The 22208-nt window shown below is 60.6% G+C and carries 15 protein-coding genes; 9 read left to right on the top strand and 6 right to left on the bottom strand.

Features of this window, described 5'->3' with window-relative positions; all coding sequences use genetic code 11:
* Positions 1-48 precede the first annotated feature (48 nt).
* From uxuA to J5274_RS02935, 3 genes are all read left to right on the top strand, one after another.
* The gene (gene uxuA, locus J5274_RS02945; protein WP_142824581.1) at positions 49-1245 is read left to right on the top strand and encodes a mannonate dehydratase; all 1197 of its coding nucleotides are present in this window, start codon (positions 49-51) and stop codon (positions 1243-1245) included.
* Positions 1246-1451: 206 nt separating this feature from the next.
* Positions 1452-3278, top strand: coding sequence for an IlvD/Edd family dehydratase (locus J5274_RS02940; protein WP_209185350.1), 1827 nt, complete (start codon positions 1452-1454; stop codon positions 3276-3278).
* 110 nt (positions 3279-3388) lie between these two features.
* On the top strand, positions 3389-3847 hold the full coding sequence (locus J5274_RS02935) for a hypothetical protein (protein ID WP_142824583.1): 459 nt from the start codon (positions 3389-3391) through the stop codon (positions 3845-3847).
* A 73-nt stretch (positions 3848-3920) separates the two neighbouring features.
* Here J5274_RS02935 and putA read toward each other — a convergent pair whose 3' ends face one another.
* Complete coding sequence (gene putA, locus J5274_RS02930) at positions 3921-7613, bottom strand: trifunctional transcriptional regulator/proline dehydrogenase/L-glutamate gamma-semialdehyde dehydrogenase (protein ID WP_244615199.1); 3693 nt, start codon at positions 7611-7613, stop codon at positions 3921-3923.
* 131 nt (positions 7614-7744) lie between these two features.
* Between putA and J5274_RS02925 the strand changes: the two genes are divergently transcribed.
* Positions 7745-8215, top strand: coding sequence for an Lrp/AsnC family transcriptional regulator (locus J5274_RS02925; RefSeq protein ID WP_142824585.1), 471 nt, complete (start codon positions 7745-7747; stop codon positions 8213-8215).
* Positions 8216-8230: 15 nt separating this feature from the next.
* On the opposite strand, the gene J5274_RS02920 is transcribed toward J5274_RS02925, so the two are convergent.
* The 3 genes from J5274_RS02920 to J5274_RS02910 all read right to left on the bottom strand — a co-directional run bounded on the left by J5274_RS02920 (position 8231) and on the right by J5274_RS02910 (position 10586).
* Positions 8231-8794: a HutD family protein gene (locus J5274_RS02920; protein ID WP_142824586.1), complete on the bottom strand. Its 564-nt coding sequence runs from the start codon at positions 8792-8794 to the stop codon at positions 8231-8233.
* 52 nt (positions 8795-8846) lie between these two features.
* Positions 8847-9560, bottom strand: a complete 714-nt coding sequence (locus J5274_RS02915; protein WP_142824587.1) for a UTRA domain-containing protein — start codon at positions 9558-9560, stop codon at positions 8847-8849.
* Between the two features lie 306 nt (positions 9561-9866).
* The gene (locus tag J5274_RS02910) at positions 9867-10586 is read right to left on the bottom strand and encodes a GntR family transcriptional regulator (RefSeq protein ID WP_142824588.1); all 720 of its coding nucleotides are present in this window, start codon (positions 10584-10586) and stop codon (positions 9867-9869) included.
* A 315-nt stretch (positions 10587-10901) separates the two neighbouring features.
* Between J5274_RS02910 and J5274_RS02905 the strand changes: the two genes are divergently transcribed.
* On the top strand, positions 10902-12266 hold the full coding sequence (locus J5274_RS02905) for an LLM class flavin-dependent oxidoreductase (RefSeq protein ID WP_142824589.1): 1365 nt from the start codon (positions 10902-10904) through the stop codon (positions 12264-12266).
* Between the two features lie 77 nt (positions 12267-12343).
* Here the strand turns inward: J5274_RS02905 and J5274_RS02900 are convergent, their stop codons facing one another.
* Positions 12344-14113 carry a glucan ABC transporter ATP-binding protein/ permease gene (locus J5274_RS02900; RefSeq protein WP_142824590.1) on the bottom strand — a complete coding sequence of 590 codons (1770 nt, stop codon included), beginning with the start codon at positions 14111-14113 and terminating at the stop codon, positions 12344-12346.
* A 353-nt stretch (positions 14114-14466) separates the two neighbouring features.
* Here J5274_RS02900 and J5274_RS02895 point away from each other — a divergent pair, with 353 nt between their 5' ends.
* The 4 genes from J5274_RS02895 to ispG all read left to right on the top strand — a co-directional run bounded on the left by J5274_RS02895 (position 14467) and on the right by ispG (position 21521).
* Complete coding sequence (locus tag J5274_RS02895; RefSeq protein WP_142824591.1) at positions 14467-15207, top strand: LuxR family transcriptional regulator; 741 nt, start codon at positions 14467-14469, stop codon at positions 15205-15207.
* Between the two features lie 110 nt (positions 15208-15317).
* Complete coding sequence (gene pyc, locus J5274_RS02890; RefSeq protein WP_142824592.1) at positions 15318-18779, top strand: pyruvate carboxylase; 3462 nt, start codon at positions 15318-15320, stop codon at positions 18777-18779.
* Positions 18780-18978: 199 nt separating this feature from the next.
* Positions 18979-20169: an MFS transporter gene (locus J5274_RS02885; RefSeq protein WP_142824593.1), complete on the top strand. Its 1191-nt coding sequence runs from the start codon at positions 18979-18981 to the stop codon at positions 20167-20169.
* Between the two features lie 98 nt (positions 20170-20267).
* The gene (gene ispG / locus J5274_RS02880) at positions 20268-21521 is read left to right on the top strand and encodes a flavodoxin-dependent (E)-4-hydroxy-3-methylbut-2-enyl-diphosphate synthase (RefSeq protein ID WP_142824594.1); all 1254 of its coding nucleotides are present in this window, start codon (positions 20268-20270) and stop codon (positions 21519-21521) included.
* A 17-nt stretch (positions 21522-21538) separates the two neighbouring features.
* Here the strand turns inward: ispG and J5274_RS02875 are convergent, their stop codons facing one another.
* Entirely contained in the window at positions 21539-22177 is a 639-nt protein-coding gene (locus tag J5274_RS02875) for a LysE family translocator (RefSeq protein WP_219274748.1), read from the bottom strand.
* Positions 22178-22208 lie beyond the last annotated feature (31 nt).

Genomic DNA, 22208 nt, shown 5'->3' with positions numbered 1-22208 from the left:
ATTTGAAATATTCTTGCTTTAATTGCCCAACATTACATGGAGGATGACATGCTGGAAAGTTGGCGCTGGTTCGGGCCGGAAGATCCCGTGACCCTATCTCACGCACGGCAGGCGGGCGCACATGGCGTCGTGACGGCGTTACATCACATCTATGACGGTCGCGTCTGGACGCCGGACGATATCGCGGAGCGGATGGCGCTGGTGAAAAAGGCCGGGATGGTCTGGTCGGTCTGCGAATCCATTCCGGTCAACTCCGCTATCAAGCTGCGCAATCAGAACTGGCGGCGTTATGTCGATGCCTGGAAAGAGAGCCTCGCCAATCTCGGCAAAGGTGGCGTTCCCGTCGTCTGCTACAATTTCATGCCGGTCGTTGACTGGACGCGCACGAACCTGCTCTTTCCGACCGAGGCGGGAGGCTTTGCGCTACGCTTCGACATGGTGGATTTTGCCGCTTATGACCTGTTTGTGCTGAAGCGGCGCGGGGCAGAAGACAGCTATGCGGTCGATATCATCGAGGCTGCCCGCCTCCGTCATGAGGCGATGACGGATACTGACATCCTGACGCTCGAGAAGAACATCATTGCCGGCCTGCCGGGTGGAGAGGACAGCCACACCCGCGAAACCATTCGCGGCCAGATTGCTTCCTATGACGACCTTTCCTCGGATGACATGCGCGCCAATCTGGTCGAGTTCCTGCGCGAGGTCGTGCCGGTCGCGGCAGAAAATGGCGTCAGGCTGGCGATCCATCCCGACGATCCGCCGTTTTCACTGTTCGGCCTGCCGCGCGTTGTCTCACAGGCCGAGGATATCCAGACCCTTCTCGATGCCGTCGATGAACCCGCCAACGGCATCACGCTATGCGCCGGCTCCTACGGCTCGCGCGCCGGCAACGATGTGGTCGGCCTCGCATCCCGTTTCGCCGAGCATATTCATTTCGCCCACTTGCGAAACGTCAGCAAGGAAGCAGACGGGTCCTTCGTCGAATCCGAACATCTCGGCGGCGACGTCAACATGGTGTCGCTGATTTCCGTGCTGCGCGGCGAGGAGCGTCGGCGCCTGGCCACCGGGCGCAGCGACTGCGTCATTCCGATGCGTCCCGACCATGGGCATCTGCTGATCGACGACCAGGAGAAAATCGTCAATCCGGGCTATTCCTGCATCGGACGGCTGAAGGGGCTGGCGGAGCTTCGAGGCGTGATTGCAGCGGTCGACCAATTGCAGGGCGCACCGTCCCCCGTGGCCTGATAGAGAGACCGGCGACGGCACCGCTTGCCCGACGGGCGGTGCCGTTTGCGGCCGGTCAACGCCCCGATGTCGTTCACGAAAGCGGGTGGCTCAAGATTGGTGCAATCGGCGATCTGCACTCCGCATAGCCATACGAATTGGCTTATACAATCCACCACGATCCAGTAATCTGGTGGTTGATTCATCGCCAATCGTGGATACCGTCAATGGACAAGAAAACACCCCGTTCCGTTCCGACCCCGTTGCCGGACGACGTGCCGCTGCGCTCGCGCGCCTGGTTCGACAATCCGCAAAATCCGGACATGACGGCCCTCTATCTCGAGCGCTACATGAACTTCGGCCTCAGCCTCGACGAGCTGCAGTCGGGGCGGCCGATTATCGGTATCGCGCAGACTGGCTCGGACCTGTCGCCCTGCAACCGCCACCATCTGGAGCTCGCCAAGCGCGTCCGCGAGGGCATCCGCGACGCCGGCGGCATCGCCATCGAATTTCCGGTCCATCCGATCCAGGAGACCGGCAAGCGGCCGACGGCCGGACTTGATCGCAACCTGTCCTATCTCGGGCTCGTCGAAGTGCTCTATGGCTACCCGCTGGACGGCGTGGTGCTGACAATCGGTTGCGACAAGACGACGCCGGCCTGTCTGATGGCGGCGGCCACGGTCAATATTCCGGCCATCGCGCTCTCCGTCGGCCCGATGCTGAACGGCTGGTTTCGCGGCGAGCGCACGGGCTCCGGCACCATCATCTGGAAGGCACGCGAGCTTCTGGCCAAGGGTGAAATCGACCAGAAGGGGTTCCTGAAGCTCGTTGCTTCCTCGGCGCCGTCGACCGGCTATTGCAACACCATGGGCACGGCGACGACGATGAATTCGCTGGCCGAAGCGCTAGGCATGCAGTTGCCCGGTGCAGCCGCGATCCCGGCCCCCTACCGCGATCGCCAGGAGATCTCCTACGAGACGGGCCTCAGGATCGTTGAGATGGTTCGCGAAGACTTGAAACCGTCGGATATCCTCACCCGTGAAGCCTTCGTCAATGCGATCAAGGTGAATTCTGCCATCGGCGGCTCGACCAATGCGCCGATCCATCTGAACGCGCTCGCCCGGCATATCGGCGTCGCGCTCGATATCGACGACTGGCAGACCCACGGCGAGGATGTTCCCCTGCTGGTCAACCTGCAGCCGGCCGGCGAATATCTGGGCGAGGATTATTATCACGCCGGCGGCGTGCCGGCCGTGATGGGCGAGCTTATCAAGCACGGCCTGCTCGACACCCATGCGATGACCGTGAATGGCCGCACTGTCGGCGAGAACTATTCGAACTCCAGGACAGAAGACGAAAAGGTCATCCGCCCGTTCGAGCGTCCCTTGAAGGAGCGAGCCGGTTTCCGGGTGTTGCGAGGCAATCTGTTCTCATCGGCGATCATGAAAACCAGCGTCATCTCGCCGGAATTCCGAGCGCACTATCTCTCCAATCCCGAAGATCCGGATGCGTTTACCGGCCGGGCGATCGTCTTCGACGGGCCTGAGGATTATCATGCGCGGATCGACGATCCGGCGCTCGCGATCGACCTCAAGAGCATCCTGTTCATGCGCGGTGCCGGTCCCATCGGCTATCCCGGCGCCGCCGAGGTCGTCAACATGCGGGCGCCCGATTATCTGCTGAAGCAGGGTATCAACTCATTGCCCTGCATCGGTGATGGACGCCAGTCCGGCACGTCAGGCTCGCCGTCGATCCTCAATGCCTCACCGGAAGCCGCAGCCGGCGGTACGCTGGCCCTGCTGCGCACCGGTGACATCGTGCGTATCGATCTCAACAAGGGATCGGCCAATATCCTTGTCGATGATGAGGAACTGGCATCAAGGCGCCGGGCGCTCGAGGCCGCCGGGGGCTATGCCTATCCCGACAGCCAGACGCCGTGGCAGGAAATACAGCGCGCCTATGTCGGTCAGCTGGAAACCGGCGCGGTGCTCGAGCCGGCGGTCAACTACCAGCGTATCGCCCAGACGAAGGGAATTCCGCGGGATAATCACTAAGCCTGCAGCGGGTAGCCATCGCTGTCCAATTTTCATCCGCACAGGCTGTCTTGCCTCGTGGATGACTTGTCGTGCCGAACTCCCAAACCTCTCCCACAAAGGAAACATCCGTGAACAGGTTCAAATTCTCCAGCATGGCGCTCGCCGCCCTGTTGCTTTCCGGTGCTACCGATGCCGCTGATTTTGCGGTCATGCCGTTGAAGGACGGCGATAGTTTCACCGGCTGCCTGGCGCAGAACATAGATGCCGGAGTTGGGCTTCTCGCCGTCGGCGACAAGGTCGTGCTGTTTGCCAATTCGCCCAAGTTCACCATTGCCAAAGGCGATGCGGTGAAAGGTACGTGGTCTGTGGATGGCGGGGCTCCGACGGATTTCTCCTCGACCGCCGATACCGACGCCACCGCCACCATTGACGTGCCGAACACGACCGAGGCCGTCACGGCGTTGACGACGGGCAAGACGCTCGCGGTCAAGGCCAATGCCAGCAGCGTCGAGTTTCCGCTCGAAGGTGTCGAGAAGGCATTCATGGGCCTGACCGAGTGCATGCAGACCCAGAAGGCGCCGGAGTAATTCCGGCCTATCCTGCAAGCCAGACATCGGTGGCCGCCTCGAGCGGCCACTTTTCAAATCGGCGTGCGGCCGGTTAGCCGATCGACATCAGGCTGGCATTGCCGCCGGCGGCTGTCGTGTTGATGCTGGTCGAGACCTCTTCCAGCAGCCAGTGCAGGCAATAGCTGTCGGGTTTGTCTGACAGCTCCAGGCTCGATGCGGCCTGGACAATGATCAGCGGCCCCGGCAGCTGGGCGATCGCGGTATTGGTAGCCCGGATACGCTCAGCCTCGCCTTCGATCAGCGCACCTGCAAACGGCCCCGATGCTGTCCAGTTCGGACTGAAGGAAAACCTGGACGAAACGCTGGCTGGCAAGCCCTCCAGTGCTGCTTCCAACCCGGTCGATGCGTCGATGATGGCGTTGTTACCGGTGGCGAGCACAGCGGATAGCTGCCCATAGAGCCCATCCGCCGTCTCCGGCATCAGCAGGATCGTTCCGCGCGGGTGCAGGGCGTAGAGGTTACGCTCGCCAACCGGGCCGGCAAGTTCCGATATCAGGCCGAGCGCGGACCAAAGGCCGCTCTCGCGGGCAGCGCTGCCGATCGCCTTGGCGTCTTTTCCATCCAGCCATTTGGCGAAATCGAGCAGCGCCGGATCGGTGTGGACAGAGCTGTGCTGCGGGGGCACTGGAGGTGTCGAGACCAAGCGGCCGAGATAGAGCGGACCGCCGGCCTTGGGGCCGGTGCCGGATAGCCCTCTGCCGCCAAACGGCTGCACGCCGACGACAGCGCCGATGATGTTGCGGTTGACATAGAGATTGCCAGCTTTGACGCGGCTTGTCACATGGGCGATGGTTTCGTCCAGTCGCGTGTGCAGGCCAAAAGTCAGGCCGTAGCCTGTGGCGTTGATATCGTCGATCAGCCGGTCGAGATCGTCGCGCCGATAGCGCAGCACGTGCAGTACGGGGCCGAAGACCTCCTGCTTCAGGTCCGACAACTGGCGGAGTTGGATGATCGTCGGCGGAACGAACGTGCCGTTTGCGGTTTCTGCTGTCAGGGCGAGCTGCTCGACGTTGGCGCCGATGTCGCGCATGGCGTCGATATGCTTTTCGATATTGCTTTTTGCTTCGGCCGTGATCACCGGACCGATGTCGACAGCCAGGCTGTCGGTGCGGCCGATGACGAGTTCGTTGAGGGCGCCTTTCAGCATGTCGAGCACGCGGTCAGCCACCTCATCCTGCAGGCAGAGGACGCGCAACGCCGAGCAGCGCTGGCCGGCGCTGTCGAAGGCTGAAGCGATGACGTCGGCGACCACCTGTTCGGCAAGGGCCGAACTGTCGACGATCATGGCGTTCTGACCGCCTGTTTCGGCGATAAAAGGAATTGGCTTGCCATTCTCCGAGAGGCGGTTTGCGAGCTCAGCCTGGATCAGCCGGGCGACATCCGTCGAGCCGGTGAACATGACGCCGGCAATAGCGTCGTCTCCAACCAATGCGGCACCGACCCTGCCATCGCCGGGCAGCAATTGCAGGGCATCTGCCGGAATGCCTGCCTGATGCAGGATACGCACCGCTTCGGCGGCAATGAGCGGCGTCTCTTCGGCAGGCTTTGCCAGCACCGGATTACCCCCCACCAGGGCCGCTGCAATCTGACCGGCAAAAATCGCCAATGGAAAATTCCACGGGCTGATGCAGACAATGGGGCCCAGCGCGTGGTGCGCAAGGCCAAGGGTGCGGTTGGCCTGCTCGGCGTAATACCGCAGGAAATCGATCGCTTCCCGCACTTCACCGATGGCGTTCGGCAGGGATTTGCCGGCCTCGCGCATGATCAGTCCCAAAAGGTCCGGCATCCGCTGCTGCAGCAGGTCGGCGGCGCGTAACAGGCACGCGGCACGTTCGGCCGTTGGCGTGGCGCTCCAGGATGCGGTGGCGGCAGTGGAGAGAGCGACGGCCTGCTTTACGTCCGCGTCGGTCGCCTCTGTGACGGTGCCGACGATGTCGTTGATGTCGGCGGGGTTGCGGACCGGCAAAGCGGGATTGCCGTTGTCGCGCGGCGGAACTGCGGTCCATTCGACTTTCGTGCCTTCGCGCAGCACGCTCGACAATTCGGACAACGTGGTTTCGTCTGAGAGATCGAGCCCGGCGGAGTTGCGACGTTCGCCGTAGAGATCGGCAGGGCGCTTGATCTGCTCATGACGGGCGCCGACTGTTGGCATTGCGCGGACGATTTCGACGGGATCGGCCGTCAGTTCGTCGATGGAAATGGCCGGATCGGCGATTCGGTTGACGAAGGAGGAATTGGCGCCGTTTTCGAGCAGCCGCCGGACGAGGTAGGCGAGCAGTGTTTCATGAGTGCCGACAGGAGCGTAGATGCGGCACGGCCGGTCGAGATTGCTGCTGCCGACGACCTCGTCATAGAGCGGCTCTCCCATGCCATGCAGGCACTGGAACTCATAGTCGCCGACCTTGAAGGCGGATCCGGCCATGGCGTGGATCGTTGCCAGTGTCTGGGCATTATGGGTAGCGAACTGTGGAAACACGCAGTCTTTCGATGCCAGCAGCTTTTTCGCGCAGGCGATATAGGAGACGTCTGTGTAGATCTTGCGGGTATAGACCGGGAAATCAGCAAGACCGTCGACCTGCGCGCGCTTGATTTCGGCATCCCAGTAGGCACCCTTGACGAGACGAACCATGATGCGGTGCTTGGCCCGCTCTGCGAGATCGATGATGAAATCGAGCACAGCGGGGCAGCGTTTGCCATAGGCCTGGACGACGAAGCCCATGCCGTTCCAGCCGGATAGATCGGGATCGAGGCGCAGGGCTTCGAGCAGGTCGAGCGACAGTTCGAGGCGATCGGCCTCCTCCGCGTCAATGTTGAGGCCGATATCGTAGCCTTTTGCAATGAGAGCGAGCTTTTTGACGGCCGGCAGCAGTTCGGTCATGACGCGAGTGCTCTGGGCGCGCGAATAGCGCGGGTGCAGGGCTGACAGCTTTATGGAGATGCCCGGGCCGCTATAAATGCCGCGGCCGGCGGATGCCTTGCCGATGGCATGGATGGCATTCTCGTAGTCGGCAAAATAGCGTTTCGCATCGGCTGCCGTCGTCGCGGCTTCTCCCAGCATGTCGTAGGAATAGCCGAAACCTCTGGCTTCCAGCGCACGCGAGCGGCGCAGCGCCTCGTCGATGGTTTCGCCGGTGACGAACTGCTCGCCCATCATCCGCATGGCCATGTCGACGCCGCGGCGGATAACCGGTTCGCCGGCCCGGGCGATCAGCCGCGTCAGCGCCGCAGACAGGCCGGGATCGTTGACGGTGGACGTCAGCTTGCCGGTGACGACGAGGCCCCAGGTGGCGGCATTGACGAAGAGCGAGCGACCACCGCCGATGTGCGAGCGCCAGTCGCCATTGGCGATCTTGTCGCGGATCAGTGCGTCACGCGTGGCAGTATCCGGAATACGCAGCAGCGCCTCGGCAAGGCACATGAGAGCCACGCCCTCCTGGCTGGAGAGCGAATATTCATGCACCAGGCCCTCGACGCCGGAGCCTTTATGCTTGGCGCGCAGGGCGACGATCAGCTTAGTAGCGGTCTGTCTAGCGGTAGTGCGGATATCTTCGGGCAGAGTTGCCGCTTCCACCAGTCGCGGTACACATTCCATTTCCGGAATGCGATAGGCCGCTGTAATCGCCCGGCGCAGGGGTGTGGGTGGAGAAATGGGTGGGGCGAAATCCGCGAATATCGGCATGCTGCCAGCGGTTTCGACGGTCTTCTCGGGAACGGCTGTCTGCATCGCGGTCATCCCTGCCAAATGCGTGATTTCACGTGAATCGTTTATAGCATTGTGGCCGAAGTCGATCTGCCCTTATAGTCGCCCACGATATTGCAGTTTCTCTGATTATTTGTAATTTTATGGTGAAATCGATGCCTAATGAGACCAGTGGTGGTGAAATTGATCATTTCGACCGAAAAATCATGGATGCGCTTGTCGAAGACGGGCGGATGACCATTACGGACCTGTCGAAAAGGGTAGGTCTTTCCAAAACACCCTGCCAAGTGCGACTGAAACGGCTGATGGAAGACGGCTATATTCTTGGCTTCCATGCCAGGCTCGATCCGCAAAAACTCGGCCTCGATCACATCGCCTTCGCCGAGGTGAAGCTGTCCGATACGCGCGAGAAGGCGCTGGAGGAATTCAACAGCCGGGTCGCGAAGATCAAGGAAGTCGAGGAGTGCCATATGATTGCCGGCCAGTTCGACTATCTGCTGAAGGTCCGTACATCGGACGTCAGGAAATACCGGCAGGTGCTCGGCGAGAAGATTTCAAGTCTGCCGCATGTCGCGAGTACATCGACCTTCGTGGTGATGCAGGCGATCAAAGAGAGCGGCATCTGATGCGCTCGAATTCCCCTAGCCTATGGCGATGAGCAGGCCTTTACCGGATGTCTCGACGACAATATCCGTCATCCTTGCGCCCGAGAGATCCACTGTGTCGTGTTGCAGCAGCGCGATCTCTTGCGAACCTATGCGGAATGCCATCGGCGCCAGCGCAAACAGAAACGAGGTCTGGGACATTGCTTCCGATTGCGGCAGGTCGGAGGCCTCGATCCTTTTGACAGAATGAGCAATACCGCGTCTCGCCATCACATTCAGATCGGCGATCGGGCCATCCCGCAGGCGCCCGGAGGTCACAGTGTCGCCCGGAAAACCATAGGGCGCGGTGTTTTGGTCGAGCATCGCCGGCGCGCGGCCCTCGACCGCAAGCTCAATGGCATCGCCGTGGATAACCGTGAGGATGCGGTCTATCGCCGGAAAGCGTGAGAAAGGACCGTCGGAGGCGACGGTTGCCATGCTGATCCGCCAGTCGAAATCGGCGTTCGGCACAGCCGATGCAAAGACCGCGATTTCCAGCGTTTCCCCGCCGCCGTTTTTCCAGGGCATCCGCTTGTAGTCGCTGAGACGAAGGACGGTCATGCTGACCCCATGGTTCTGTTCATCGGCTAATGTCTATAAGATTGTACGGTGCTCACGCCGTTGCACTCAAGGGGCGGAAGACACCTGCGAACTGATAGCGGTCGCCGGGATGAATGATTTCAGCAAACGTCACGGTGCGGCCGCTCTGCCAGGTCTGGCGGGACAGCACGAGGCAGGGCTCTCCCTTCTGCATATCGAGGGTTTTTGCCGTGCTGCTGTCGGCCGCAACTGCCCGGATGACGTGCCGGGCCTCCGACCATGGGACCTGTTCAAGCAGCCAGCTGCCGGGCGGTTTGGTCTCGAAGGTTTCGAAGCGCGCGCGCGGCACAGTGTCCAGCATGATGACCCGATGCTCGATAGCATGCGGCTTGTGATCAACGATGTGAAGGCAGGTGAGGCGCAACAGTTCCTTGCCGGCCTCCTCGCAGAGTTTCAGGGCCTCCGACGGGCCAAGGCGCTCGATCTTGCTGGACAGGATCCGAAATGTGTAGTCGTGCCCGGCAGTCCGGGCATCCGCGCCGATATCCTGGATTTCCATGACGGTCCGGTCGATCTGCGGCGGTGCGACGAAGGAGCCGGCGCGGCGCTTGCGCAGGATCATGCCGCGGTCGGCAAGTGCCGTAAGCGCCTTGTTGACGGTCATCCGCGAGCAACCGTACTCCCGTTCCAGCTCGTGTTCGAACGGGATGCGCTGGCCCGGCTGCCAGGTGCCGTCCATGATCTTGGTTTCGATGTCGTCGTAAATGCTCTGATGGATGGACTTCAATACAATCCCCGGTCCGCAGTGCAGCGATCGCCATGCGCGACCGATGCTCGTGCCGCTATCGAACGCAAGCGGCGTCACCTCTGTTCGGTTTGTATATGCTTTTGAAAAAAACTCCACATTTTAGCAGAGCTGCGATTTGCCATATCGCTGCCGCGAAAAATCTGCCAAAAGCCACCCGTCCGAAAGGGCAGGGCGCGATCGCTATCAGCTTTAGGGTAGGATCGGGCGGGTAGATTGACGTCTCTCCTGCTGCTGCGAAACGACGTGGCCGTCCCTAAAAGCTTCCCCAATTCAAAGTTTGCCCCATCAACCGATCTTTAGATCGATCGGCTCCTGCAGGTGGCGCGCGACGTAATCCTGTATCTGGCGAACGATCTGGGCGGCGTGATCGATGGCCAGCCTGTCGGCGCGCTCGACATCGCCCGTCTCGATGGCGGCAATCATCTCCTCGTGCTCATCGACATACTGGCGGGGCAGACGATCGTCGAAGGTGGAATAATAGAGCCTGAGGATGCGCCGGCCCTCGTCGAGCAGCCGGGCAAAGAAATTGGTATAGTAGGCATTTCCGCCGAGTTCGGCGATCGCTACGTGAAATTCCCGATTGGCCTCAATCATCGCAAAGGCATCGCGCGCCTCGACGGCAGCGGCGAACTGCTGCTGATGGGCACGGATTTTCGCCATGGCTGCAGGTTTGCCACGCAGCGCAGCCCCACGGGTGGTGACGCGGTACATCAGCGCCAGCGCTTCGAAATATGTCGGCAGCGTTGCAAAATCTATGGTGGCGACGATGGTGTTACGGTTCGGCAGCGTCGTAACAAAGCCATCGGCTGCCAGGCGCAGAAGCGCTTCGCGGATGGGTGTGCGCGACATCTTGAAGCGCTCGGACAATCGTACCTCATCAAGCGGACTGCCGGGAGCCAGCACCATGGCTAGAATTTCACCGCGCAGCGCGGCATAGACGCTCTGCGTGCCGGAACCGCGCACGCGCGTCGTTTCCTCGCTGTCGTCTGTCTCGGTCTTTGCCATCAAGGCCTCGATTTTATGTTCAGGGTCTGGAGCGACATATAGCGGGCAACTGATTGCAATGCCAATTGCGTCCACTGATCATGCGTGATTTCGTTACTGCTGCGGCGTGGCGAGCGGCACTTCGAGAATTTCTCGGTTGCACGAAAACTGGGTCGAATTTTTCACAGGAAGCATGTTGGAGAGAACGCCCCCCTTTGTCGGGGCTGTCATCGACCCTATGATCGCGCAGCGGCGCCATACGGCAGCTGTGTTCGTTACGCGGAGGGATGTCATGGGGTCTGAAATTGTTCAGCAAAAGGGACTGGTGGCTTATCGATGACGACTGGAAAAAAGCATATCGTCCTCAATGCCTTCACCATGAACTCGGTGGGTCATATCAACCATGGCCTGTGGACCCATCCGCGCGACCGGTCCGTCGAGTATAAGACGTTGGACCATTGGACATCGCTCGCCAAGACCCTGGAGCGCGGCCTGTTCGATGGGGTCTTCCTGGCCGATATCCTTGGCGTCTATGACGTCTACGATAGCTCTGTGGACCTGACGCTGCGCGAAGCGATCCAGTTGCCGCTCAACGATCCTTCGCTGCTGATATCCGGCATGGCTGCGGTCACCAGGAATCTGGGGTTCGGGGTGACGGTCAACGTCAATGCCGAGGCGCCCTATCTTTTCGCGCGCCGTATGTCGACGCTCGACCATCTCACCGGCGGGCGGATCGGCTGGAATATCGTCACCGGTTATCTCGACAGCGCTGCGCGGGCGCTCGGCCAGGACGCTCAAGCAGCTCACGACTCACGCTACGACAGCGCGGACGACTACCTCGAGGTACTCTACAAGCTCTGGGAAGGCAGCTGGGCCGACGACGCAGTCCGGGCAGACCGCGAAGCCCGCATCTACGCCGATCCGTCAAAAGTGCATGCCGTCAGCCACGCCGGGCCTTTTTACCAGATGAGCGGCTATCATCTCAGCGAGCCGTCGATCCAGCGGACGCCTGTCATCTACCAGGCAGGGACGTCGGGGCGAGGGCGGCAATTTGCGATCCGTCATGCCGAATGCGTTTTCATCACCGCGACCGACAAGGCGGCTGCACGCAAGACGTCGCGCCTGCTGCGAGAGGAACTGGTGGCAGCCGGGCGACGCGCCAACGACATCAAGATCCTTGTCGGCATCACGGTCGTTGCCGAACGCACATCAAAGGCGGCTCAGGAAAAATATGCGGACTATCTGCGCTATGCCAACCCGGAGGCCGGTCTGGCGCATTTTTCGGCAAGCACCGGCATCGATTTTTCCCGCTATGGGCTGGATGAAAACATTGCCTATGGCGGCCCGTCCAATGCCAGCCAATCTGCGGCGCAGGTTGCCCAGCAACGCGGCTGGACGAGACGGCAGTTGCTCGCTGAAATGACAATTGGCGGACGCTATCCGACCATCGTCGGTGATGGATCGGAGGTTGCCGACGAACTCCAGGACTGGATCGTCGAAGGTGAGATCGACGGCTTCAACCTGACGCGGACGGTGATGCCGGAGAGCTACGAGGATTTCATCGAATACGTGGTGCCGGCGCTGCAGGATCGCGGCATCTACAAGACGGAATACGCGGAAGGATCGTTGCGAAACAGGCTGTTCGGCGAGGGCAACCGCCTTCCATCGCGGCACGCGGGGGCGTCTTTTCGAAGCCTGTAATCAGCAAACCGATATACAAAAAAGGCCGGAAGAAGATCATCCTTCCGGCCTTTTCGATTTTGTATGATGTTAAGCCCTTAGGCGGCTTCGTGGGTGGTGTGTGCCTTGCGGACTTCTTCGTCCGTGAGGATGCCGCTGGCCCGCAGCAGGGCTGCGAAGCGGCCGTTGCTCTTGCTCAGATCGTCGAAGCTGCCATTTTCCACGACCCGGCCATTTTCCAGGAAGAGGACGATATCGGCTTCGCGGACCGTCGAAAGGCGGTGGGCGATGATGAACGTCGTGCGGTTCTGGCGCAGGTTGTCGATGGCCGCCTTGACGCGGTTTTCTGTTTCAACATCCAGCGCGCTGGTGGCTTCGTCGAGGACCAGGATAGGTGCGTCCTTGAGGATGGCGCGGGCGATGGCAATCCGCTGGCGTTCGCCGCCGGAGAGCTTGTTGCCGCGTTCGCCCACCCGGGTGTCGTAGCCGTCGTCGCGTGTCTCGATGAAGTCGGCGGCAGCAGCAGCATTGGCGGCTTCCATGACTTGCTCGATCGTCGCATCTTCACGGCCCAGGCGAATGTTGTCGCTGATCGAGCGGTTCAGCAGACCGGCATCCTGGAAGACCGTCGCAATGCTGCGGCGCAGCGACTTGCGGGTGACCTTGGAGATATCCGTGCCGTCGACGAGGATCTGGCCGACCTGTGGGTCGAAGACGCGCTGGAGCAGGTTGACGAGCGTCGTCTTGCCGGCGCCGGTTGGGCCGACGATTGCAACCGTCTGGCCAGCCTTTACCGTGAAGTTGACGTCGTGCAGGCCCTGCGAGCTTTCGCCACCGAAGCCGAACGAGACGTTGCGGAACTCGACATCACCCTTGACGTCCTTGATCTCGGCCAGGCCTGCTGCTTCTTCACGCTCACGGACGGAGTCTTCCAGGGCGTAGAAGTCGACCAGCTTGGCACGGGCTTCGAAGATCTGCGTGGCGAACATGCGCATCTGGTCGAGACGGCCGATCAAGAGGTTGGCAAAGCCGATGAAGGCAATGACGTCGCCGACGCGCAGGCTACCGGCCTGGACCAGGGTGGTGCCGATGATCAGGATGATCATCATGGCAATGGTCGAGGCCATGCGGTTCAGGGCGCTGGCAAGTGCCCACCAGTCGAGAACAGGATACTGGGCAGCCAGCAGACGGTCGGCAAATGCCTTCAGCGAACGGGTTTCAGCTTCGATGCGGTTGTAGCTGTGCAGCACGGAGACGTTGCTGATCGAGTCGCTGACATGCGAAAATACCGTGTGATAGTGATCTTCGACAGAAGCCTGACCATCCTTGGTGCGGCTCATGACGACACGGCCGATCAGCCAATATGCAACGCCGAGCACGCCGAGCACTGCAGAAAGACGGATGTCCATCGAGATCGCGGTCGGGATGAGCAGAGCCAGTGCGACGACCGTCGACAGGTGGTTGCGCATGAATTCCAGCCACAGGCCGAACAGCGTTTCGCAGGCACGCAGCAGGGTGTGCAGGGCAGCGGACGTGCCGTGCTTGCTGTGCCACGACAGCGGCATGGAAATGATGCGACCAAAAGCTTCGGTCAGCAGCGTGGCGCGGCGGCCGTGCGCCAGGCGGTCGGCTTCACGCGCGACCACCACGAAGGCGATCGTGTTGAATACGGCGAAGGCGCCCCACATGATGAGGATCGGCTGAACCGGTGCCTTGGAAGACATTGCATCGATGATCTTGCCGAACAGGATTGGCTCAACGATGGTGATTGCGGCAAGCACGATGTTTGCGAGCACGACAAAAGAAACGCGGAGCCGGTAGGCGGCAAGATATTGCAAAGCTCTTGCGTAAACTCTTAAAAGCGACACGTCGATACCTCTTGTGCATCTGCGAATTCCGATGTTGTGAGCTTTACGATTTGCTACCTGAACCGGCGATTAACGAATCCTGACAAGGCGTTATCGGCACCATTTTCGTCGCTTTGGACCACTCCGCGACCAGCGATAAACCGGTTCTCCGAGGTCCCTCCATTCGGTCAGTCTTGCTGTTTTGCAGGCCCTCTCGCCCGGCATGACTTACCTTTGATCGATACGCGAAAATTCGCGGGTGACGCCTCCCGCATTTCCTGCAAAAATGAGGGGGTTAATTGCATGGGCTAAGTGTTGTTACCGCGCCTGACGATGGCGGCGCGGCTGCCGCACCCGGGCGCCAGGGGGTATTTGTGAATATTAATTGCCTACTTCAACTGCTGGTTATTTTCGAGGAGTGCCGCACTGTAGAAGCCGTCGTTACCGAACTGGAACGCGTGGTTCATTCTTACAAATTTGCCTATTATGGTTTGCTTAAGCAGCCGAAACCAAGCGCCGATCCCATGAGTCTCGTGCTGGCCGGCAAGTGGCCCGATAAATGGGCGCCGCTCTACATCGCCAAGAAATACGTGCTGATCGACCCAACCGTCCGCTATCTGGCGCGCGCCCAGCGCCCATTTCGCTGGCGAGATACCATTGCCGTATTTCGCGCCGATCCGCATCGCCGGCGGATGGAGCAGATGATGATGGATGCCCGGAATCACGGAATGCTGGACGGCTACATCTTTCCCATCCACGGGCGTAACGGCTTGCTCGGCACGATGACGCTCGGTGGCGACGTTATTGATCTTTCGCCGATCGAGATCAGCCTTTTCAATGCCGTCGCCTCCAATGCCTTCTGGAAAATCCTCGAGTTGCGGAACGAAGCCGAAGCGCTCGAGCGAGGCCTGGAGGTCGATATCCAGATGACGCGGCGGGAAATGGAGATTCTCAACTATCTCGCAGAAGGTCTGACCTCGATGGAGATCAGCAAACTGCTCAAGATCTCCAATCATACTGTCGACTGGTACATGAATGGCATCCAGGACAAGATGAAGGCCAAAAACCGCCAGAACATCGTCGCTTTAGCTTTCCGGTATGGCTTAATCGTCTAATCAAGAAATTTGATTTGCAGGCTCGCGGGGAAATTGAACTTCTTGTGACAAGGCGCTAAGAATTTTCTTCGCGGGTGCAACATGCCCGTTTCGACCCCGAGGAGATCGCCTTGCCCATTTCCAAAATCCTGGTTGCAAACCGTTCAGAGATCGCGATCCGCGTATTCCGCGCCGCCAACGAACTAGGCATTAAGACGGTGGCCATCTGGGCCGAGGAGGACAAGCTCGCGCTGCACCGCTTCAAGGCTGACGAGAGCTACCAGGTCGGCCGCGGCCCGCATCTTGCCCGTGATCTAGGCCCCATCGAAAGCTATCTGTCGATCGAGGAAATCATTCGCGTCGCCAAGATGTCCGGTGCTGATGCCATCCATCCAGGCTACGGCCTGCTGTCGGAAAGCCCGGAATTTGTCGATGCCTGTAAAGAGGCCGGGATCATCTTCATCGGCCCGACAGGCGATACCATGCGGCGCCTCGGCAACAAGGTCGCCGCCCGCAACCTCGCCATCGAGATCGGCGTGCCCGTCGTGCCGGCGACCGCGCCGCTGCCCGAAGACATGGCCGAAGTCGCCCGGATGGCCGATAGCATCGGTTATCCGATCATGCTCAAGGCCTCCTGGGGCGGCGGCGGGCGTGGCATGCGCACTATCCGCGACCCCAAGGATCTGGCCAAGGAAGTCACCGAGGCCAAGCGCGAGGCGATGGCCGCATTCGGCAAGGACGAGGTCTATCTCGAAAAGCTGGTCGAGCGGGCCCGCCATGTCGAAAGCCAGATCCTTGGCGATACCCATGGCAATGCGGTGCATCTGTTCGAGCGCGACTGCTCGGTGCAGCGGCGCAACCAGAAAGTCGTCGAACGTGCTCCGGCGCCTTATCTTACCTCGGAGCAGCGCCAGGAGCTGGCTACCTATTCGCTGAAGATTGCCAACGCCACCGGCTATGTCGGCGCCGGCACGGTCGAATATCTGATGGATATGGACACCGGCAAATTCTACTTCATCGAAGTCAATCCGCGCATTCAGGTCGAGCATACCGTCACCGAAGTCGTCACCGGCATCGATATCGTCAAAGCGCAGATCCACATCCTCGACGGCTTTGCCATCGGCACGCCTGGCTCGGGCGTTCCGGCGCAAAAGGACATCCGGCTGAACGGCCATGCCCTGCAGTGCCGCATCACGACGGAAGATCCAGAGCATAACTTCATTCCGGATTATGGCCGGATCACTGCCTACCGGCAGGCATCCGGCTTCGGCATTCGTCTCGACGGCGGCACTGCCTACGCCGGCGGCGTCGTGACCCGCTTCTACGATCCGCTGCTGGAAAAGGTGACCGCCTGGGCGCCCTCGCCGGATGAGGCCATCGCGCGCATGGATCGCGCTCTTCGCGAATTCCGTATTCGCGGCGTTGCGACCAACCTGACCTTCCTCGAAGCCATCATCACCCACCCTAAATTCCGCGACAATACGTACACGACGCGTTTCATCGACACGACGCCGGAGTTGTTCCAGCAGGTCAAGCGTCAGGACCGCGCCACCAAGCTTCTTACTTATCTGGCTGATGTCACCGTCAACGGACACCCCGAAGCGCGTGGCCGTCCCGCGCCGTCCGACAATATCGCCAAGCCTGTCCTCCCCTATATCGACGCCAAGATCCCTGACGGCACCAAGCAGAGGCTGGACCAGCTCGGTCCGAAGAAGTTCGGCGAATGGATGCGCAACGAAAAGCGCGTGTTGGTCACCGACACCACAATGCGCGACGGTCACCAGTCGCTGCTCGCCACCCGCATGCGGACCTTCGACATCGCGCAGGTGGCCGGCACCTACGCCCGGGCGCTGCCGGAACTGCTTTCGCTAGAATGCTGGGGCGGCGCCACATTCGACGTGTCGATGCGCTTCCTGACCGAGGATCCCTGGGAACGGCTGGCTTCGGTCCGCGAGCGCGCGCCGAACCTGCTGCTGCAGATGCTTCTGCGCGGCGCCAACGGGGTCGGCTACAAGAACTATCCGGACAATGTCGTCAAATACTTTGTTCGCCAGGCGGCCAAGGGCGGCATCGACTTGTTCCGCGTTTTCGACTGCCTGAACTGGGTGGAGAACATGCGCGTCTCCATGGACGCGATCATCGAAGAGAACAAGCTCTGCGAAGCGGCGATCTGCTACACCGGCGATATCCTGAATTCCGCACGGCCGAAATACGATCTGAAATATTACGCGGATCTAGCCGTCGAGCTGGAAAAGGCCGGCGCTCATATCATTGCGCTGAAGGACATGGCGGGCCTCTTGAAGCCTGCGGCGGCCACGGTGCTGTTCAAGGCGTTGCGCGAGGCCACCAGCCTGCCGATCCATTTCCACACGCACGACACGTCGGGTATCGCCGCCGCAACGGTGCTGGCGGCCGTCGATGCGGGGGTCGATGCTATCGATGCGGCCATGGATGCGCTGTCGGGCAATACCTCGCAGCCGTGCCTTGGCTCCATCGTCGAAGCGCTGCGCGGTTCCGAGCGTGATCCTGGTCTCGATCCCGAATGGATCCGCCGTATATCTTTCTATTGGGAGGCGGTGCGCCATCAGTACTCGGCATTCGAGAGCGACCTGAAGGGGCCGGCCTCGGAGGTCTACCTGCACGAGATGCCGGGCGGCCAGTTCACCAATCTCAAGGAACAGGCGCGCTCGCTAGGTCTGGAAAGCCGCTGGCATCAGGTCGCCCAGACCTATGCCGACGTCAACCAGATGTTCGGCGATATCGTCAAGGTGACGCCGTCCTCCAAGGTGGTTGGCGACATGGCGCTGCTGATGGTCAGTCAAGACCTGACCGTTGCCGACGTGATCAACCCGGCCAAGGATGTTTCGTTTCCGGAATCGGTCGTCTCGATGCTGAAGGGCGATCTCGGACAGCCGCCCGGCGGCTGGCCGGAGGCGTTGCAGAAGAAGGCGCTGAAGGGCGAAAAGCCCTACACAGTTCGCCCCGGCTCCCTGCTGGAAGCGGCCGACCTCGATGCCGAGCGTGCGGCGATCGAGACCAAGATCGAGCGCAAGGTCAATGATTTCGAGTTTGCCTCGTACCTGATGTACCCGAAGGTCTTCACCGATTTCGCGCTGGCGCATGACACTTACGGTCCGGTTTCGGCCCTTCCGACGCCCGCTTATTTCTATGGCCTTCCCGAAGGCGAAGAGCTGTTTGCCGAGATCGAGAAGGGCAAGACCCTTGTTATTCTCAACCAGGCGATGACCGGTACCGACGAGAAGGGCATGGTCACTGTATTCTTCGAGCTCAACGGTCAGCCACGTCATATCAAGGTGCCTGACCGCGTGCATGGCGCCGCCGGCGGAGCGGTGCGCCGCAAGGCCGAAACAGGCAATGCCACTCAGGTCGGCGCGCCGATGCCAGGCGTCATCTCGCGCGTCTTCGTGACGGCGGGACAGGCGATCAAGGCTGGTGACGTCCTCGTTTCGATCGAGGCGATGAAGATGGAGACGGCGCTGCACGCCGAAGCCGATGGCACCATTGCCGAAGTGCTGGTCAATGCCGGCGACCAGATCGACGCCAAGGACCTGCTGGTCGTCTACAAGGCCTGATCCTGATAGATGCATTGCAATCGATACAAAGGCGGCCCGCAGGGGTCGCCTTTTTCATTGGCAACTAAATCTGGATCAAACGAGCAAATTGCTTCCGGTTACGCCGCGAGATCAAACGTGAATTTGCCACAGGCGATCAGCGCTTGCGAATTCAATCGATTTAAATAGGGTGGGGGCTGATTTGCTGGGGAGAGAATCGGTGGAGACGACTGAAATTTTGAGTGGCGCAAAGACGCCTTGGCTGACACGGACGCGCGTGGCTGTATCGTTGTTGTTCCTGTTGAACGGCTTTGTCGTCGGATGCTGGGCGCCGAAAATTCCGGAATTTGCCGAACGCCTGCAACTGAGCAAGTTCGAACTCGGACTGATGATCCTGTTCTTCGGCATCGGGTCTCTGGTGATGATGCCGGTGGCGGGTGCCCAGATCGCCGGACGCGGTTCGAAGTTCGTCGCCAAGGTCACGGCGGTCCTGCTTCTGCCGATGCTGATCATCCTGTCGCTGGTTCCCGATGTCTGGACGGGCGCCATCGCTCTCTTTCTGTTCGGCGGGTTCGTTGGCGCCATGGACGTGGCGATGAATGCGAATGCTGTCGTGGTGGAAAAATCCATGCGCCGTGCCATCATGTCGTCCTGCCATGCCTTCTGGAGCCTTGGCGGCCTCATCGGTTCAGGCATCGGTGGCTATCTCATCGGCCATTGGGGTGTGCTTGCGCATGCGGAGGTGGCGACTGGTCTCGCCATCCTCTTCCTGGTGGCAGCGTGGCCGATCATCTTCAGCGATCAGCCGCATCCAGGCGAAGTCAAGCAAAAGGCAAAGTTGCCGATGACGCCGCTGCCATGGCTGCTGGGGGTGATCGCGCTCTTCTGCATGGTTCCCGAGGGCGCCGTTCTCGATTGGGGGGCGCTTTATCTTCGCCAGGAATTCGCTGCCACGCCAACGCTGTCCGGCTTTGCCTTCGCCGCATTCTCGCTGACCATGTCCATCATGCGCTTTGCCGGCGACGCGGTGCGCGACAGGTTCGGCGCCGTTAACACGCTGCGGGTGAGCACGGTGATTGCCATCGTCGGCATGCTGATAGCCGCCCTGTCGCCGAATGCCGGACTGGCGATCCTCGGCTTCGCGCTTTGCGGCGTCGGTATTTCCAACATGGTGCCGATTGCCTTTTCGGCTGGCGGCAACATTCCCGGCTTGCAGCCTGGCATCGGCATTTCAGTGGTCACGACGCTCGGCTATTCCGGCATGCTGGTAGCGCCCTCGGCAATCGGCTTTGCCGCCGAGCATATCGGCTTTTCGGCGGTCTTCATGATGTTGCCGCTGCTGCTGCTCATCGTGCTCGCGTTTTCCGGCCTTGCCCGCTATGCCGACAATGGAGAGCAGTCCGGCCATTGAGGCGTAAGCCGGGAAATGTGATACCTTATATGGTTGACAAGGCGGACGCGGTACTCCACCTGAAAGCCCTATTATCCTTGAGCCAACACGAGCTTTTCATGTCTTCACCGACCGAATTCGATCCGAAACCCCGTCGCGCCAGCGTTGCCGTCGATGTCGGCGGCGTCATTGTCGGCGGCGGCGCGCCCGTCGTCGTGCAGTCGATGACCAACACCGATACCGCTGATATCGACGGCACGGTGGCGCAAGTGGCAGCGCTCTTCAAGGCGGGTTCGGAGATGGTGCGGATCACCGTCGACCGCGACGAAAGTGCGGCCGCAGTGCCGCGCATTCGCGATCGTCTGCTGCGCCTCGGGCTCGATGTGCCGCTGATCGGCGATTTTCACTATATCGGCCACAAATTGCTGGCCGATCATCCGGATTGCGCCGAGGCGCTGGCCAAGTACCGGATCAATCCTGGCAATGTCGGCTTCAAGGACAAGAAGGACAAGCAGTTCGCCGAGATCGTCGAGATGGCGATCCGCTATTCCAAGCCTGTCCGTATCGGCGTCAACTGGGGATCGCTGGATCAGGATCTTCTCACCGCACTGATGGACAAGAACCAGGCCGAAGGCTTCCCGCTATCGGCACGGCAGGTGACGCGCGAAGCGATCGTGCAGTCGGCGCTGATTTCAGCGCAGCTTGCCGAGGAGATCGGCCTGCCGCGCAATCGGATTATTCTTTCGGCCAAGGTCAGCCAGGTTCAGGATCTGATTGCTGTCTATTCAATGCTCTCCGAGCGCTCCGACCACGCACTGCATCTCGGTCTCACAGAAGCCGGCATGGGCAGCAAGGGCATCGTCGCCTCGTCGGCTGCCATGGGCTACGTCCTGCAGCACGGCATCGGCGACACCATCCGCGTGTCACTGACGCCGGAGCCGAATGGCGATCGGACGCGCGAAGTCCAGGTGGCGCAGGAACTGCTGCAGGTCATGGGTTTCCGCCAGTTCGTGCCCGTTGTTGCCGCCTGTCCGGGCTGCGGTCGCACGACGTCGACGGTTTTCCAGGAACTGGCGCAGAACATTCAGAACGACCTGCGCAAGAACATGCCGGTCTGGCGCGAGAAATATCCGGGCGTCGAAGCGCTCAACGTCGCGGTCATGGGCTGCATCGTCAACGGTCCCGGCGAAAGCAAGCATGCCGATATCGGTATCTCGCTTCCCGGCACCGGCGAAAGTCCTGCCGCTCCCGTCTTCATCGATGGACAGAAGGCGATGACGCTGCGTGGCCCGAACATCGCATCCGATTTCGAGGCGCTGGTTGCGGAATACATCGAAAAGCGCTTTGGCCAGAAAACCCTGGCCGCAGAATAGCGCCAGCGGCGTCAGCCTCAAATACGGCTGGCCAGCAGCTTCAGCCCGGCAAGGCAATAGAAGGTCGCCATCGCGCCCTCGATCCAGCGTCGAAGACTTTTGTAGACTTCCAGAGCATGCGGCGTTGAGAATATCACTGCATAGCTCATGAAGGTCGTGAACCCCATGATCATGCAGCCGCCGATAATCAGCGCCGCCACCGAGGTCGGCGCTCCCTGCGGCATGCCCAAGGTGATAATGGCCAGCCAAGCGAAGATCGCCTTGGGATTTGTGACGTGGATGCCGTAACCGCGCAGCAGCAGTGATCGGGCGCTATCCCGCCTGACCGTGCCGGCGGGCGGCATTTCGATTGAGGAGCGCATGGCGCGAAATGCCTTATAGGCAAGATACAGCAAATACAGACCGCCCAGGATCTTCAGGATCTCCAGCGCCGTGGCGTAGGTCTGGAGCAGGGTCGCAAGACCAAGCGCGGCGGCGCACGCCCAGGTCATCGAACCACCGAAGATACCAAGGGCGATCATCATGCCGGCCTTGCGGCCTTGAGTCATCGAGGTCGAAATAATGGCCATGATTGCCGGCCCCGGGCTCGCGGCAGCCACCAGATAGGCCGCATAGGCAGGCAGGATCTGGGGAAGGTAGGCAAACGCTTCATGCATGCGGTCATGCTCCCGGTTTCGAAAGTCAGGC

It is taken from the genome of Rhizobium sp. L51/94 (assembly GCF_019355555.1).
Classification (GTDB): Bacteria; Pseudomonadota; Alphaproteobacteria; order Rhizobiales; family Rhizobiaceae; genus Rhizobium; species Rhizobium rhododendri.
This window is presented reverse-complemented; position numbering and strand designations above follow the sequence as displayed.

Bases quoted from the DNA above. Each gene is read 5' to 3' on its own strand.
- uxuA (WP_142824581.1), top strand. From the start codon at position 49: ATGCTGGAAAGTTGGCGCTGGTTCGGGCCGGAAGATCCCGTGACCCTA.
- J5274_RS02940 (WP_209185350.1), top strand. From the start codon at position 1,452: ATGGACAAGAAAACACCCCGTTCCGTTCCGACCCCGTTGCCGGACGAC.
- putA (WP_244615199.1), bottom strand. From the start codon at position 7,613: ATGCAGACAGCCGTTCCCGAGAAGACCGTCGAAACCGCTGGCAGCATG.
- J5274_RS02925 (WP_142824585.1), top strand. From the start codon at position 7,745: ATGCCTAATGAGACCAGTGGTGGTGAAATTGATCATTTCGACCGAAAA.
- J5274_RS02920 (WP_142824586.1), bottom strand. From the start codon at position 8,794: ATGACCGTCCTTCGTCTCAGCGACTACAAGCGGATGCCCTGGAAAAAC.
- J5274_RS02910 (WP_142824588.1), bottom strand. From the start codon at position 10,586: ATGGCAAAGACCGAGACAGACGACAGCGAGGAAACGACGCGCGTGCGC.
- J5274_RS02905 (WP_142824589.1), top strand. From the start codon at position 10,902: ATGACGACTGGAAAAAAGCATATCGTCCTCAATGCCTTCACCATGAAC.
- ispG (WP_142824594.1), top strand. From the start codon at position 20,268: ATGTCTTCACCGACCGAATTCGATCCGAAACCCCGTCGCGCCAGCGTT.
- J5274_RS02875 (WP_219274748.1), bottom strand. From the start codon at position 22,177: ATGCATGAAGCGTTTGCCTACCTTCCCCAGATCCTGCCTGCCTATGCG.